Genomic DNA, 15,394 nt, shown 5'->3' on the forward strand with positions numbered 1-15,394 from the left:
CTTAAGCTTTTCCCTCTACAGCATTGCTTGCTAAATCAAGTACTTTGGCAAGTGCCATAAGGAATTTAGCATTTTCAACTTCAGTACCAATGGACACGCGAAGATGATTTGCAATTCCGACTGGACGTACAATCACTCCCTCTTTTAACAAGGCATTGAACGTTTGTGCAGCATCAGCCTGAACATCAACCAAAATAAAGTTCGCACGTGATGCCACATAGTCTAAGCCAAGCGACTGAAAACCTTGCTCTAATTGATTCATACCTGCTTTATTAACAACACGTGATTGCTCAATAAAGTCTTCATCTTTTAGTGCAGCAACAGCAGCCACCATAGCAAGATGATTCACATTAAAGGGCTGACGAATACGATTTAAAAAATCAGTAACTTGTTTTGATGCCAGTGCAAAACCCACACGCAGCGCTGCCAAACCATAACATTTAGACAATGTACGACTGACGATAATATTTGGATAGTGTGCTAAAAATTTTAAGCTATTGAAATTTTCTGGAAAATATTCCACATACGCTTCATCGAGTACCACAATCACACTTGCAGGTACTTTCTGCATAAATGCTTCAAATTCAGCTTCTTCAAACCAAGTCCCAGTTGGGTTATTTGGATTGGCAATAAAAATAAGTTTGGTGTTGTGTTGAATTGCAGCAGCCATGGCATCTAAATCATGTGCAAAGCCTTTTGCAGGAACTTCAATTGCTTGTGCATTAATCGCTTGTGTCACCAAAGCATAGACAGCAAATGCATGTTGGCTATACACCACAGAATTTTTTTCTGCAACGAATGCACGTGCAAACATTTCTAATAAGTCGTTTGAACCATTACCCAAAGTAATACAGTCAGCAGTCACACCAAATTGCGCACAAATTTGATCTTTTAAAATAAAACCGCCACCGTCTGGATAGCGACCAATTTCTGCCAACTCAGCAGCCACTGCTTGTTTGACCCGATCAGAACAGCCCAATGGATTCTCATTCGATGCCAATTTGACGATATCGGTAATCCCTAACTCACGCTCAAGCTCACTAATTGGCTTACCCGGTTGATAAGGTTTTAACTTTGAGATGCCTTCATTGGCAGGGACAAACGACATGTTACGCTTCCAATTGTTTCAAGTGATAAAAGTGGTTAACTTCAAATTAAAATTAACCACCAAATAGTGATTTACAATACCGCGATCGGATATGAACCTAATACTCGAACTTCTTTCACCAACGGACGAATTTCTTCAATTGCCGCTTTGACATTGTCTTGCTCCACATGACCTTCTAAGTCAATGAAAAATACATAAGCCCATTTTTCAGGTAATGCAGGACGGGTTTCAATGCTGGTTAAGCTAATATGATGTTTTGCAAAGGGTGCAAGAATTTCAAGCAATGCACCGGCACGATCATGTGCTGAAATCAGTAATGAGGTTTTATCATTACCACTTTGCGGTACTTTTTCACGACCAATCACCAAGAAACGTGTGGTATTTTCTGGGTTATCTTCAATATTGCCATGTAGAATTTCTAATTCATAAATATTGGCAGCCACATCAGATGCGATTGCTGCTGAATGCCATTCATTGCGAATTCGACGTGCTGCTTCAGCATTTGAACTTAAAGCAACGCGCTCTACACCCGGATAATGCGCATCTAACCATTTACGACATTGCGCCAAAGTTTGTTGATGTGCATAAATTTGTTTAATGCTGTCTTTACGAGTATTTGCAGAGACTAAAAATTGGTGATGAATACGCAATTCAACTTCACCAATCACATTTAAATGCGATGATTTAAAACAATCTAAAGTATGGTTGACCACCCCTTCAGAAGAGTTTTCAACGGGCACTAAACCGTAATGAGCACTCCCCGCTTCCACTTCACGAAAAACTTCATCAATGGTTGGAAGTGGACGAACAATCGCATCCTGACCAAAGTGCTTTAGCACAGCTGAATGGGTATACGTTCCAACTGGACCTAAAAATGCAATACTTTGTGGTGCTTCAAGTGCAAGACAAGCCGACATGATTTCGCGAAATAGACGCGCCATGGTCACATCAGATAATGGCCCCTCATTGCGCTCCATAACATTACGCAAAACTTGCGCTTCACGTTCAGGACGGTAAAACATTGGATTCTCTTCAGAAGCAAACTTTGCTTTTGCTACTGCTTCTGCCAGTTTTGCTCGGCGGTTGATAAGCTGTTGAATCTGCTGATCAACTGAGTCAATATCCTCACGAATCTGAGCAAGGTCAAGAGAAGTCTTTGTGTTTTGATCGTCGTTGATCATTGTTATGTCGCCCTTCAAAAACATTATGCAAACAGTATAACAATAGTTAGCTTTCAAATGTTACGCAATAAGACTTTGATTGATTCAGCCTTAAAAACATACAGTTGATTTAATCAGCAATTTTATTGTCTATGATTTTGCAATAAATTCTTAAAATTAATGACCTTTTGCCAATTTTCCATAAATTACACTACAGTTGTACATTTTCAGCCCTGCACGACCAAGGTGAATTTTATGCTATTTGGTCGAATATATTGATCTTCTTTTGCGAATAACATCATATTTTAAAACGCTTAATATCGATACTTTCCCACCCTGCTTTTTTATTATTTATGTGTGTCATTGGCAGATTAAATCATTGCCAAAAATACACATTTGCTTGATGTTTGAAGACAAATGTCTGGACTGACATAAAAACCAAAACAAAGCTAAAACATCTATCTTAAGGATCATCAATGAGTCATTACGCACAGCGCCCATGGGAAAAAAATTTACCCATTTCATTACATGGTTATCAACTTAAGCCTGATCAAATTAAATCAAACTTAGCAGAATTACTGACCCACACCACGGCTCAATTTTCACAATCACCTGCATTTAGTGTGGTATTACCTACAGGCTTAAGTAAGACCTTAAGCTTTCAAGAAATTGACGATCTATCAACCACATTTGCCAATTATTTACAGCATCACCTGAAACTTAAAAAAGGTGATGTTGTTGGTTTACAAATGCCAAATTCTTTGCACTATCCGATTGCTGTATTTGCCTGTTGGAAAGTGGGTTTAATCATCACCAATATTAATCCACTGTATACAGCGCGCGAACTTGAATACCAATTAATTGACAGTACTGCAAAAGCATTGATTGTTTCAGACCTGTTTTTAGCAACTTTTGAACGTGTAATTCAAAACAACACTCAACTTCAATCCTTGGCACTCGTAACCGCCAGCTTAAGTGAGTTTTTTGATAAACCTTATCAAGGCATGATTGCACAAAAAATGCAGGCAGATGCCGAAGCGCAAGGTCGATCACTCAAACCAAGTATCGACTATGTGACCTTCGCAGATGCTTTAGAAATGGGTAGAACCTTAGAACAATACACACCTATTCAACATGAAATTGCCCTATATCAATATACAGGCGGAACAACAGGTCGCAGCAAAGGTGCAGTGATCAGCCATCAAAATATCGCATCTTTGGTCAAAATAACCGGCGATTATTTACGTGCGCATAAATCTGAATTTAATAACAATGACTGCATTTTAACAGCGATTCCGCTGTACCACATTTTTGCCTTTAGCGTAAATTTCCTCATGTTCTTTGAAGCGGGTTCTCATAATCTGTTGATTCCCTCTCCACGACCAATCAGCAATTTAAAACCTGCTTTTGAAAACTTCAAAGTCACTTGGTTAACTGGGGTCGATACGCTATATGCGGGCTTATTGGCTGAAAGTTGGTTTACTGCAAACCCACCGAAACTAAGCTGTAGCATTTCTGGCGGTACTGCATTACGTCCTGCAACAGCAGAAAACTGGCAAGCTAAAATCGGCACGATTATTGAAGGTTTTGGCATGACAGAAACCAGTTGTGCTGCGCTACTCCACCCACCCATTCGTAAAATTCGTCAGGGTTCTGTTGGTTTTCCATTGCCGGGCTCCGACATTAAAATTGTCAATGAACAAGGTCACGAAGTTCCATTAGGTGAAGCGGGTGAACTCTGTGTAAAAGGACCACAAATTGTATTGGGTTATTTAAACCGCCCAACTGAAACGGCTGAAACCTTTATTGATGGCTGGTTGCATACAGGTGATATTGCCAAAGTAGATGAAGATGGCTTTTGTTATATTTTAGATCGTAAAAAAGATATGGTCATTGTTTCGGGTTTTAATGTTTATCCCAATGAAATTGAAGCAATTCTAGCTGAACATCCAGATATTATTGAAGCTGCTGTGATTGGTATACCCGATGATCAAACAGGAGAATCGGTTAAAGCATTTATTGCTTCGAGTAATGCCAATCTTTCTGTCAGTGAAATCCTCAAACATTGCAAAGACAACCTAACTGCCTACAAAGTCCCAAAATCGATTGAAATATTGAATGAGTTACCAAAGTCAACCGTCGGAAAAATTTTGCGTGCTGAACTTCGTCAAATGGAAAGTCAAAAATATGTTGATTAATTTCAGCTTATTACAGTATTAAAATCCAGCCCTAAAGCTTTTCCTTTAGGGCTTTCTTTTTTACAAGAGTTATTTACCAAAATCCATCACAAAAATTTAGTGATTCCTCTATATTCTTTTAATAAAGCAATTCGGAGAATAATAATGTCAAAAAGAATCGCCGTTTTAGTGACCCATGATTTTGAAGATATTGCATACTCGGAACCCGTACAGGCCTTTCGAGCTGCACGTCATAGCATTTTAAATATTGAAAACAGAGCAGGTAATATTGTTTATGGTCAAAAACGCAAATCTGCGGTCACTATCGATCAAAGTATAGACAGTGTTTCTGTGCATGATTTTGATGCCTTACTTATTCCCGGAGGACATTCTCCTAACAGATTATGTCTTGATCATCGGTTTGTCGATTTTGTCCGTAATTTTGCTCATGCACAAAAACCCATTATGAGTATTTGTCATGGCCCTCAACTGCTTATTGCTGCAAAGGTGGTTAAAGGTCGGTTAATGACGACCATTCAAACCGTCGCCACAGATCTCATTAATGCCGGTGCTGTGTATTACGATGTGGGTGTGGTGAATGATAATAATCTGTATATTTCTTCTCGCTCTCCTGACGACTTACCCGCCTTTATTAAAGAAAGTTTGATGGTATTGAGCCAATAAAAAGAGCCTTTCGGCTCTTTTTAAGACATTAAACAACCCGTCATTAACGCCCTAAAATACTACGCGCCACAATTTCTTTCATAATTTCATTAGTACCACCGTAAATGCGTTGAATACGCGCATCCACAAAGAAACGTGAAATTGGATATTCAGTCATATAACCATAACCACCAAAAAGCTGTAACAAGTTATCGGCAATTTTCATTTGCATATCGGTACTAAAACTTTTCAATGCTGCGGCAGTTTCAACATCGAGTTTACCTTGCATATACAGTTCGACATTTTGATTATAAAAAGCAGCCGTCGCTTGTTCATCTATTTTTGCTTGAGCCAAAACAAATCGTGTATTTTGAAATTGACTAATCGGCTGTCCAAATGCTTGACGTTCTTTTACGTAAGCAATCGTGACATCAATCGAACCACGAATAGCGCCAATAGCGGTGGAAGCAATCGCCGTACGTTCACGTGGTAATTCTTGCATTAAATAAGCAAAACCTTGCCCTGCTTGGCCCAATAGTTGATCTTTAGGCACTTGAATATTATCGAAGAACAGCTCTGAAGTATCTTGTGAATGTAGACCTATTTTATTCAGGTTGGTGCCCTTTTTAAAACCGTCTAAATGGGTATCCAGCAACATCAAAGACACGCCTTTTGCTCGTGCTTGCGGATCAGTTTTCACTGCCAGCACCACCAAGTCGGCATGCTGACCATTTGAAATAAAGGTTTTTGAACCATTTAAAAGATAGTGATCACCCTGCAAAATTGCATTGGTTCGCATGGCTTGTAAGTCTGAACCTGCACCCGGTTCAGTCATACCAATTGCACCAACGACTTCACCCACAACCATTTTTGGCAGCCAATATTGTTTCTGCTGTTCTGTACCAATATGCAAAATATACGGAGCTGCAATTTCAGAATGACATGAAATACCTGTTGATAAGGCACTAAATCCTGCACGAGCTGACTCTTCAACCAACATCAGTGAATAATTGATCGGAACACCATAGCCACCATATTCTTCAGGTACATCGACACATAAGAAACCATTTGCCCCCAACAGGTTCCAAATCGAACGCGGCATAATGCCTTCATGTTCCCATTGCTCATAATGAGGTGCAATATGCTCATTCATAAAGCGTTTAAAATTATCACGAAACAGTTCTAGATCAGCATCATAAGCCAGCATATATCATCCTTATTTTCAGTTTTAGTTTTTAGCTTCATGCCATGCTAGTGATTTTATCGTCCGCTGTCATGTCCTATTCCTGTCATTTTTATGACTTTTATATATAGTCAATAAAAAAGGAAGCCGAAGCTTCCTTTTTTCATTCATGCTCAATTATGCATGGGTTTGGTTGTTTTCTTCTGACATTAAGCGATCCACTTCTTCTGGATTGGCTAAAGCATAATCTAATTGCTCTTTATCCAATTGTCCGACCCATTTTGCCACAACAATCGTTGCCAATGAGTTACCCACAAGATTGGTTAATGCACGTGCTTCTGACATGAAACGGTCAATACCCAAAATCAATGCCAAGCCTGCTACTGGAATATGCCCTACCGCCGATAACGTTGCAGCCATGACAATAAAACCTGAACCTGTTACACCCGCAGCACCTTTAGAGGAAATCAACAACACCACCAATAGGGTAATTTGATGTTCAATATCCAAAGGTGTGTTGGTCGCTTGCGCAATAAAAATAGCCGCCATCGTCAAATAAATAGACGTACCATCTAGGTTAAATGAATAACCTGTAGGAATAACTAAACCAACAACCGATTTTTCACAACCCGCGATTTCAAGTTTCTTCAACATGCGCGGAAGCACTGATTCTGATGATGAAGTTCCCAATACAATAAGGAGTTCTTCACGAATCATCCGAATCATTTTCAAAATATTAAAACCACAAAAACGAGAGATTGAGCCTAATACAATGAAAATAAACAGTAAACACGTAATGTAGAAGCAGATGATCAATTGCGCTAATTGTGCAAGACTACCAATACCATATTTACCAATGGTAAATGCCATTGCACCAAATGCACCGATTGGAGCCAACTTCATAATCATATTTACGATATTGAAGAAGACATGAGAAATTTGATCGATAAATTTTAGTACAGGTTTACCCGCATCACCCAACTTATGCAACGCAAAACCGAACAGAAGAGCGAACAGTAAGACTTGAAGAATTTCACCTTCAGCAAATGCACCTACAACAGTATTCGGAATGATATTCATAAAGAAATCAAGCGTCGATTGTGATTGACCTGATTCTACATATTTAGAAATACCCGATATATCCAAAGATGCAGGATCAATATTCATCCCTACACCCGGCTTTGCAATATTAATTACAAGCAAGCCAACAAGTAAGGCAATCGTGGATACGATTTCAAAATAAAGTAAAGCAATACCGCCTGTCTTACCCACAGACTTCATACTTTCCATGCCAGCGATACCACTGACTACAGTACAGAAGATGACTGGCGCAATAATCATTTTGATCAGGCGAATAAAGCCATCACCCAACGGTTTTAATTGCTCGCCTAAACCAGGCACATGTTTTTCAACACCATTGACTAGCTGTGTACCACTTGGGAAAAAGTGACCTATTAACACACCTGCAATAATGGCAATAATCACTTGAAAATAAAGTGATTTATATAAAGGTTTTTTAGCCATAATTAAAACTTCTTCATGTATTTCCGCACGCAGAAATATCCATTTTCTCTTGCCTATTCTTACGAATATACAACCCTAAACCTTTTTACAAGATGCAAAAAGACAATGAGTTCTTGTGAAAAACCCGACTTAAGATGAAAACAAATAAAAAATTCACAAATGAAATAGTCAATTCGGCAAATAATACTCGAGAGAATATCTATTAAATGCAAAAAATTAGACTAAGGAGATCATGAAAATTTAAATAAATTCTATAAGAAGAAAGTGTACTTGAATTTAGATCAAAAAATTGTTAACACGCGTCCTTTTCGATGGTTTTTCACACAAAATCCTTGCAGACATTAGTCTAATATGGATATTATCTTTTTCTTCATTTTATTTTTATGTCATAGTGTGGACATTCATTTTCATACGAAATACTGTGGTACGCACGCATGAACAATAAAAGAAACCTCTATAAAGATTTTGAACATCCATTTGCACAATTTGTTCGTATTGTAGGTAAAGGGAAAAATGGTGCGCGATCGCTCAGTTTTGATGAAGCTTACCAAGCGTTTAGTATGATCTTGAAAGGTGAAGTTTTAGATGTTCAGCTTGGCGCTTTTTTAATGCTGCTACGTGTTAAAGAAGAATCTGTAGATGAGCTAACAGGCTTTGTACAAGCAACGCGTGATCAACTTCATTTTCAACATTTAGATGTTGATTTAGATTGGTCATCTTATGCAGGCAAGCGAAAACACTATCCTTGGTTTTTATTGGCAGCCCTCACCCTTGCTCAAAATGGCTATAAGGTGGTGATGCATGGCGCATCAGGACATACCATTAACCGTATATATACCGAACAAGTATTAGAATACCTCGATTATACTATTTGCCAAAATGAAATAGATGTGAAAGAACAATTACAACAACACAATTTTGCCTATATTCCTCTAGAAGTGATTTCCCCAATACTGAGTGATTTAATTGCACTGCGTAATGTAATGGGCTTACGCTCCCCCATTCATACTTTAGCCCGCCTGATTAATCCATTTAATGCAAAAGCAACCATGCAAGCGATTTTTCATCCTGCTTATCGTGGTTCACACCAGCAAACGGCTTTTAAATTAGGCTATAAAAATAGTGCTGTCATTAAAGGTGAAGGCGGCGAATTTGAACGCAATCCTGATGCTAAAACTTTAATTTGTGGCATTAAAAATGGTGAGCTGTACGAACACGAATTACCAAAATTAACTGAAAACCGTAGTCCTATTGAAGAAGAACTGGATTTAGCAGTATTTAAAGCGGTTTGGGAAGGCAAGCAACGTCATGAATATGGTGAAATTGCCGTCACTGAAACCATGGGCATTGCGTTATATACCATGGGAGTTTGTGACTCTTATGATGAAGCAATGTCAAAAGCCAAAGAACTTTGGCAAAGCCGAAAAGTTATTTAATAGGCTAAAAGATCAAGCTCTGCGGAGTCTTACCGCTTATTAGCAAATATCTGGAGCTCGTTGTGTTACTTTTAAAAAAAGTAACCAAAACTTTTTCCATTCGCAAAACTCGGCAAATACCACCAAGTATCATCTCTCTCGCAAAAACAGGACGATATTAATATCGTCCTGCCTCGAACAGTTGCGAATGGCTTTTACGTGTAGCCATAATTACAACTTCAATTTAAGGTTAAGCGGCTAAAATAACTTATCATTAAACAAAACGAATCGGTTGAAATTCAGGTTCAGGAACATGTGAATCACATTCTTCCCCTTCCTCTTTATGACCTTTATCAATATAACCACTACGTTCTTTTTCAGGTAAATTTTGAGCTTCCCACGCAATGACAGCTTGCATACAAATTTGACGCTGTTCTGCGGTTAAAACAATGCCATTTGGCCATTTCCCAATTTCTACTGCTGTTTTTAAACGCGAAACAATTTCAGGATCGAGTACGGCAAGCATTTGTTCAATATTCATCATTTAATCCTGCTGTTGTAAAGAGTCAAAATCTTGATTCCAACCAAGTTTGGTTCGACATGCCATATAGAAGTCATAACCCGGTGGATGAAGTAAATTCAATTTAAATGGATGTTTACGGATATGTAAACTATCACCAACACTTAGCGAAACACTATGTTGACCATCGGCACTGACCATCGGTAACACACGGTTTTCGCGAATCATAATCTTAATTTCACTATGCCCACCGACTACAATAGGACGTGAAGATAATGTATGCGGATGCATAGGCACTAAAGAGATGGCATCCATACTTGGATGAACAATCGGTCCACCACCAGATAAAGCATACGCTGTAGAACCCGTTGGGGTAGACACAATTAAACCATCACTATGCTGGCGATAAACATATTGACCATCAATATTCAATTCAAAGTCAATCATATGAACCGAGCGACCTGAATGCAAGACCACATCATTCAAAGCAATCGCATCATAAATATTTTCACCTTTAGAACGAATTTCCATTTCCAATAAGAAACGGCGGTCTAACTGAAATTCACCTTTAAGCACTTGATCTAGTTTAAAAATCACCTCGGTCGGCTTGATATCGGTTAAAAAGCCCAAACGACCACGGTTGATGCCAATGACTGGCGTATTGTGTTTTACCAAAGCACGTGCAGCATGTAACAAAGAACCATCACCACCGACTACAATCACCAAATCAACCACTTCACCCAGTAAACTACGGCTTACTGTTTGCGTATTACGACTATCAGGAACCAATGCTGCTGTTTCTGAATCAAAAACAGGATGAAGCCCTAAACGTAAAAGATGGTTATGAATGAGACTTAAAGTTTCAACGACGGAGGATTTATCTGGACGCCCGATCAATCCAATGTTACGAAAATTTTTATGTGAAATTTGCACCTAAGTCATCGCTCCGCTACGATTCATGCATATCATAGCATTAACCCTATTCATTTTAAAAAACTTTAAAAGTTGATCACACCAGCTATATCGATTTACCAATCTAAAATAAACCATTTTCTCAAGCCACACCTATACTTAAAGCTAACCTTATATAAACTATAACGGTATTAGATTTTCATGATAAAGATCACATTTTTTAATCCACACTTTAGCCATGCCATCATCCGTAATACCTCACTTTGAGTAATACTAATTAAAACCCATCCAATACATCTAAAAACAGACTCAACTGTAAAATAACATCTTTTATAAAATCAACAACTCATTACCTCTAGACTTACTTTTTTAGCGTTATATTTTGTCGTCATTCACAGATTAATTATTGCAAAAAAATGAAAAGCTTCGCATCATTAGCATAATTTATTTGGATCTTATACTCATTGATGAAGTCTGAACGCGGTATCGGTTTACTGGCCCTTATTTTCTCAATATTAGTCATTGGTGCTTTCTTAGTTTTTAGCATCTACTTAATACGAATGGACAATATTGTACGAGATAAATTTGAAGGACAACGCTGGGATATTCCTGCAAAAGTTTTTGCGCGTCCTTTAGAGGTTTATACCAATGCGCCAGTAAATCAAACAGATTTCACCCAAGAATTAAAATTATTGGGTTATAAAAATTCAGAGAGTTATACCAAATCGGGTAGTTATGTGACTTCAGGTGATGAACTCTATGTGCATACCCGAGGTTTTGACTTTGGTGACAGTGTTGAACCAGAACAGGTTCTAAAAGTCACTTTTGCCGATAATCAAATTGGTGAGGTCAGTGCAACCAAACCGTCTTCTACTGGAATTGCGCGTTTAGAGCCTTTATTGATTGGGGGAATTTACCCGCAACATAATGAAGACCGTGTCCTGATTAAACTTAAAAATGTACCTAAACCCTTAATTGAAGCCCTGATTGCCACTGAAGATCGTAACTTCTATCATCATCATGGTATTTCAGTTCGTGGTACAGCACGTGCTTTAGTTAGTAATGTGACTGGAGGTAAACGTCAAGGTGGTTCAACGCTAACGCAGCAGTTGGTTAAAAACTTTTATTTAAGCCCCGAAAAAACCTTAAAACGTAAAGTCAATGAAGCCTTAATGGCGTTGTTAATTGAACTACATTATGATAAAGACGAAATTTTAGAAGCTTATTTAAATGAAGTAAATCTGGGGCAAAATGGTAATTATTCGATTAATGGTTACGGTCTTGCTTCACAATTTTACTTTGGTTTACCTTTAAGCGAATTAAATATTGCCCAACAAGCCTATTTAGTTGGTTTAGTTCAAGGCCCGACGTTATTTAACCCATGGAAAAACCCTGAAGGTGCCAAAAAACGTCGTGATATTGTGCTCAATAATATGTTGGTCATGGGTTATCTGACTCAAAAACAGTTTGAGCAAGAAACTGCACGCCCATTAAATGTCATTGCAAAGCCAACTTTAGGCCCTGCGCGCTTCCCAGACTTCCTCGATATTGTACGTCGTCAATTACGCACTGAATATCAAGAAGGTGATTTAACCAATCAGGGTTTGAAAATTTTCACCACACTTGATCCTATTGCGCAAACTCAAGTGCAAGAAGCCTTTAAAGCATCTGTTTCACGCTTAGCCAATGCAAACCCTAAACGCCTAAAAGACTTGCAAGGTGCTGTTTTAATCTCTCATCCTGAAAATGGTGAGTTGGTTGCAGCTGTGGGTTCAACCCAAGACTTTACTGGTTTTAACCGTGCTTTAGATGCCAAGCGCCAAGTCGGTTCTTTACTTAAACCCGTCATTTATTTAAGTGCTATTGAATCTGGACGTTACAATTGGGCAAGTCCAATTGAAGACAGCTCGATCAGCATTTTAAGTGAAGGAAAAACGTGGACACCTAAAAATTATAGTGGTGGTGGACATGGTGTGGTTCCTATGGCAGAAGCTTTGGCAAACTCATACAACCTTGCAGCGGTGCGTTTAGGGCAAGAGTTTGGACTTTCAACATTTAGCAATCATCTGAAAAAATTTGGTGTGACTTCAGAAATTCCCAATTATCCGTCTATTTTTCTGGGTGCTGTTGATATGTCACCTATGGAAGTGATGAGTGTTTATAGCAATTTTGCAACGGGTGGTTTCAAATATCCAATTAAATCCATTCGCTCAGTGGTCGATTCGAATGGCCGTTTGCTAGAACGTTACGGTCTTACGGTTCAAAACACCATCGACCCTTCTGCTGCATATATTTTAAATTACGGTTTACAACAAGTCATGAGCGCGGGTACTGGACGTTCGGCATATAGTGCTCTTCCTACAGACTTGAAACTGGCAGGAAAATCTGGAACCACGAATGATACGCGCGACTCATGGTTCGCAGGTTATTCTGGCAACTATTTAAGTGTGGTTTGGCTCGGTTTAGATGACAACAAAGTGACTGGACTAACAGGCTCTTCTGGTGCACTTCCAGTTTGGACCAATGTTATGAAGCAATTGCGCCAAAAACCAGTGAATTTACGCCAAACAGAAAATGTGCAATGGCAATGGATTGATCGTGCGACTGGACACTTATCTGCGCAAGGGTGTGAAGGTGCAATGTATATTCCACTGCTACGTAATAATGTGCCGCGTCAGGCAACGGGTTGCGGTTTACCCCATTATCAAGTTGAGCCTGTTTACACTCCCGATACTGAAAACAATCAAGCACCCGCAAATCAAAACGATAGTATTGAAAACTATATTCGTGAAAGCGAAACTGAAATGCAGCGCGATCTGCCAAGTAATGAGAAAGTCATTTCAAGTGGTGGCTATGATAATTAGTGGTGAAAATTAAGCATGAATGTACAATTCAGCAAATATAAACAGATAGTAATCGGTTTAGGTTTAATAGGGTTGGTCGGCTGTCAAAGCCTACCTCCGCCTCATCAACCAGAAGTAGAAAAAAAACCGTCTACTGAAAAAAAGACCATTAAAAAATCGGATGGTGTTGTCATTACACCTTATGATCGTGAAGAAATTCAACGTAAAAAAATGCAAGTGGTGATTCCAGAACAAAGAAGCAAACAGCAATTTGAAGATGGTCGTCAACTACCCGCATTCAAAAAACTCATGCAAAAAACTCAGCAAGCCTATACACAAGGAAAATGGAATGAAGCAGAAGCTGCTGCACTTCAAGCACAGCGTTTAGCACCACAATCTGCCGAGACTTTTTTGTATTTGGCTTTGGTTGCGCAGAAAAAAAATAAGCCTGCAAATGCTGAGGCTCTCGCACAACGAGGGCTAAGTTACGCACAAAGCAATGCCATGAAGAAACAACTTTGGCAGGTGATTTTAAAAGCTGCACAACAGCAAAAAGATCAAAAAATGATTCAACAAGCGCAAAAAGCACTGAAAAGCTTATAAAATCTAGGATGTATTGAAATCTAAAGATTATTGCTCAATACATCCTATTCAACCATTTTTATAAGAATCGAATACCTGCAATACCATATGCACCCTGTTCTTGCGCCAAACCAAGATCACTCGCTTGCATACCACCGAGTGCAAAAACAGGAATATCAACTTGCGATGCTAAAGCCTTAAACTGCTGCCACCCAAGCGCAGGCGTTTCTGGATGTGTTGCTGTCGCAAGTACTGGACTCAACACAATTGCATCACAGCCAATGTGCTGTGCCTGTTGCATCGCTGCTAAATCATGACAAGCCGCAATATGACGTTTTCCGACAACTAAATCTCCTTGCTTTAGAGACATCAGTTGTGACTGTTTTAAATGAATTGCAGAAATCGCTTGTTGTTGGATCGTATTCAATTTCGTATAAATATCAACATTCAGAATGAGCTGAGACAGTTGTTCAACACTCAACGCTGCAAGCTCAACGAGCTGCGCCTGAGTCCCCTCAACACGCCAATACATAAGTTGATCTTGATGTAATTGTGTCAAAACATCTAATTGATCTGAAATTTTAATTTGATGTGCCCAATAAAGCCGCTGGATCATGGCTTGATTGGCTTTCGGAAAACTCAAACTCAATAATTCATCACGGCTATACCATGCCCAAGGCTGTTGAATTTCATTCAATAATGCGGTGGGTACAATGGTATGAAATAAATGCAAGTTGACGATCACATCATCATATTCATGACGAATCACATCAAAAGTATGCCAATCTTGCAAACCAACACCGACTTCTTCATAAATTTCACGGCGGCATGCAGCTAAAGGTGTTTCACCCTCTTCTACTTTTCCCCCTGGAAATTCATGCTTATTGCCCTGATGCTGCTTTGCTTCACGCCAGCCAACCAATACTTTGCCCCGATGCAATAAAATAGCAATTGCAACATGAATCGTGGGTTTGGACATTGCGTACTCCTTTGCGTGAAAATATAACGCAGTGTAAGCAAATTTAAGTTTTTTATAAATTGTTAAATAATTGATTGACAGGTCTATTCGATAATGATTATCATTTAAATCGTTCCCCCATATACCACGGAGTCGAAGGAATGAACGCACCATTTAGCCTATTTACACGTAATAATGACGCAGCTCACTCACTACCTATGTTGTACTCGAACAACTTATTTTCCTTAGGCAGAGAAATCCGAATTATGCATGCTGGAGAAGAATATCGCTTACGCCTCACGCGCAATAATCGACTCATTTTAACCAAATAAAAATAATCATAATTTAA

13 protein-coding genes are annotated in these 15,394 nt (G+C 38.9%); 6 read left to right on the plus strand and 7 right to left on the minus strand.

Annotation, left to right across the window (positions count from 1 at the left end):
• Position 1: 1 nt before the first annotated feature.
• Together hisC and pheA are read right to left on the minus strand one after the other, a co-directional pair.
• On the minus strand, positions 2-1,108 hold the full coding sequence (gene hisC, locus B9T24_RS10665) for a histidinol-phosphate transaminase (RefSeq protein WP_086165749.1): 1,107 nt from the start codon (positions 1,106-1,108) through the stop codon (positions 2-4).
• A 71-nt stretch (positions 1,109-1,179) separates the two neighbouring features.
• The gene (gene pheA, locus B9T24_RS10670; protein ID WP_086165750.1) at positions 1,180-2,289 is read right to left on the minus strand and encodes a prephenate dehydratase; all 1,110 of its coding nucleotides are present in this window, start codon (positions 2,287-2,289) and stop codon (positions 1,180-1,182) included.
• 455 nt (positions 2,290-2,744) lie between these two features.
• On the opposite strand from pheA, the gene B9T24_RS10675 reads away from it, so the two are divergent.
• Together B9T24_RS10675 and B9T24_RS10680 are read left to right on the plus strand one after the other, a co-directional pair.
• Entirely contained in the window at positions 2,745-4,466 is a 1,722-nt protein-coding gene (locus tag B9T24_RS10675) for a long-chain-fatty-acid--CoA ligase (RefSeq protein WP_086165751.1), read from the plus strand.
• A 144-nt stretch (positions 4,467-4,610) separates the two neighbouring features.
• Entirely contained in the window at positions 4,611-5,129 is a 519-nt protein-coding gene (locus tag B9T24_RS10680; protein WP_086165752.1) for a type 1 glutamine amidotransferase domain-containing protein, read from the plus strand.
• A 43-nt stretch (positions 5,130-5,172) separates the two neighbouring features.
• Here the strand turns inward: B9T24_RS10680 and B9T24_RS10685 are convergent, their stop codons facing one another.
• Both B9T24_RS10685 and B9T24_RS10690 read right to left on the minus strand, forming a co-directional pair.
• A complete protein-coding gene (locus B9T24_RS10685; RefSeq protein WP_086165753.1) occupies positions 5,173-6,315 on the minus strand; it encodes an acyl-CoA dehydrogenase family protein in 1,143 nt (380 codons plus the stop codon).
• 153 nt (positions 6,316-6,468) lie between these two features.
• Positions 6,469-7,815, minus strand: a complete 1,347-nt coding sequence (locus B9T24_RS10690) for a dicarboxylate/amino acid:cation symporter (RefSeq protein WP_086165754.1) — start codon at positions 7,813-7,815, stop codon at positions 6,469-6,471.
• A gap of 434 nt (positions 7,816-8,249) precedes the next feature.
• Here B9T24_RS10690 and B9T24_RS10695 point away from each other — a divergent pair, with 434 nt between their 5' ends.
• Positions 8,250-9,251: a glycosyl transferase family protein gene (locus B9T24_RS10695; protein ID WP_086165755.1), complete on the plus strand. Its 1,002-nt coding sequence runs from the start codon at positions 8,250-8,252 to the stop codon at positions 9,249-9,251.
• 253 nt (positions 9,252-9,504) lie between these two features.
• Here B9T24_RS10695 and B9T24_RS10700 read toward each other — a convergent pair whose 3' ends face one another.
• Together B9T24_RS10700 and B9T24_RS10705 are read right to left on the minus strand one after the other, a co-directional pair.
• Positions 9,505-9,771 (minus strand): YeaC family protein, encoded by a 267-nt coding sequence (locus tag B9T24_RS10700; RefSeq protein WP_086165903.1) that lies wholly within the window; start codon positions 9,769-9,771, stop codon positions 9,505-9,507.
• 3 nt (positions 9,772-9,774) lie between these two features.
• Positions 9,775-10,683 carry an NAD(+) kinase gene (locus B9T24_RS10705; protein ID WP_086165756.1) on the minus strand — a complete coding sequence of 303 codons (909 nt, stop codon included), beginning with the start codon at positions 10,681-10,683 and terminating at the stop codon, positions 9,775-9,777.
• A 446-nt stretch (positions 10,684-11,129) separates the two neighbouring features.
• Here B9T24_RS10705 and mrcB point away from each other — a divergent pair, with 446 nt between their 5' ends.
• Both mrcB and B9T24_RS10715 read left to right on the plus strand, forming a co-directional pair.
• The gene (mrcB, locus tag B9T24_RS10710) at positions 11,130-13,526 is read left to right on the plus strand and encodes a penicillin-binding protein 1B (protein ID WP_086165757.1); all 2,397 of its coding nucleotides are present in this window, start codon (positions 11,130-11,132) and stop codon (positions 13,524-13,526) included.
• Between the two features lie 15 nt (positions 13,527-13,541).
• Positions 13,542-14,108: a hypothetical protein gene (locus tag B9T24_RS10715; RefSeq protein ID WP_086165758.1), complete on the plus strand. Its 567-nt coding sequence runs from the start codon at positions 13,542-13,544 to the stop codon at positions 14,106-14,108.
• Positions 14,109-14,166: 58 nt separating this feature from the next.
• Here the strand turns inward: B9T24_RS10715 and B9T24_RS10720 are convergent, their stop codons facing one another.
• Positions 14,167-15,066: a thiamine phosphate synthase gene (locus B9T24_RS10720; RefSeq protein ID WP_086165759.1), complete on the minus strand. Its 900-nt coding sequence runs from the start codon at positions 15,064-15,066 to the stop codon at positions 14,167-14,169.
• A 140-nt stretch (positions 15,067-15,206) separates the two neighbouring features.
• On the opposite strand from B9T24_RS10720, the gene hemP reads away from it, so the two are divergent.
• Complete coding sequence (hemP, locus tag B9T24_RS10725) at positions 15,207-15,377, plus strand: hemin uptake protein HemP (protein WP_086165760.1); 171 nt, start codon at positions 15,207-15,209, stop codon at positions 15,375-15,377.
• The last annotated feature ends 17 nt before the right edge of the window (positions 15,378-15,394 follow it).

It is taken from the genome of Acinetobacter sp. ANC 4654, assembly GCF_002135425.1.
In the GTDB taxonomy this organism is placed as follows: Bacteria; Pseudomonadota; Gammaproteobacteria; order Pseudomonadales; family Moraxellaceae; genus Acinetobacter; species Acinetobacter kyonggiensis.

What these genes read in the sequence shown, in the direction of transcription:
- hisC (WP_086165749.1), bottom strand. Translation starts at nt 1,108, where the DNA reads ATGTCGTTTGTCCCTGCCAATGAAGGCATCTCAAAGTTAAAACCTTAT.
- pheA (WP_086165750.1), bottom strand. Translation starts at nt 2,289, where the DNA reads ATGATCAACGACGATCAAAACACAAAGACTTCTCTTGACCTTGCTCAG.
- B9T24_RS10675 (WP_086165751.1), top strand. Translation starts at nt 2,745, where the DNA reads ATGAGTCATTACGCACAGCGCCCATGGGAAAAAAATTTACCCATTTCA.
- B9T24_RS10680 (WP_086165752.1), top strand. Translation starts at nt 4,611, where the DNA reads ATGTCAAAAAGAATCGCCGTTTTAGTGACCCATGATTTTGAAGATATT.
- B9T24_RS10685 (WP_086165753.1), bottom strand. Translation starts at nt 6,315, where the DNA reads ATGCTGGCTTATGATGCTGATCTAGAACTGTTTCGTGATAATTTTAAA.
- B9T24_RS10690 (WP_086165754.1), bottom strand. Translation starts at nt 7,815, where the DNA reads ATGGCTAAAAAACCTTTATATAAATCACTTTATTTTCAAGTGATTATT.
- B9T24_RS10695 (WP_086165755.1), top strand. Translation starts at nt 8,250, where the DNA reads ATGAACAATAAAAGAAACCTCTATAAAGATTTTGAACATCCATTTGCA.
- B9T24_RS10700 (WP_086165903.1), bottom strand. Translation starts at nt 9,771, where the DNA reads ATGAATATTGAACAAATGCTTGCCGTACTCGATCCTGAAATTGTTTCG.
- mrcB (WP_086165757.1), top strand. Translation starts at nt 11,130, where the DNA reads ATGAAGTCTGAACGCGGTATCGGTTTACTGGCCCTTATTTTCTCAATA.
- B9T24_RS10715 (WP_086165758.1), top strand. Translation starts at nt 13,542, where the DNA reads ATGAATGTACAATTCAGCAAATATAAACAGATAGTAATCGGTTTAGGT.
- B9T24_RS10720 (WP_086165759.1), bottom strand. Translation starts at nt 15,066, where the DNA reads ATGTCCAAACCCACGATTCATGTTGCAATTGCTATTTTATTGCATCGG.
- hemP (WP_086165760.1), top strand. Translation starts at nt 15,207, where the DNA reads ATGAACGCACCATTTAGCCTATTTACACGTAATAATGACGCAGCTCAC.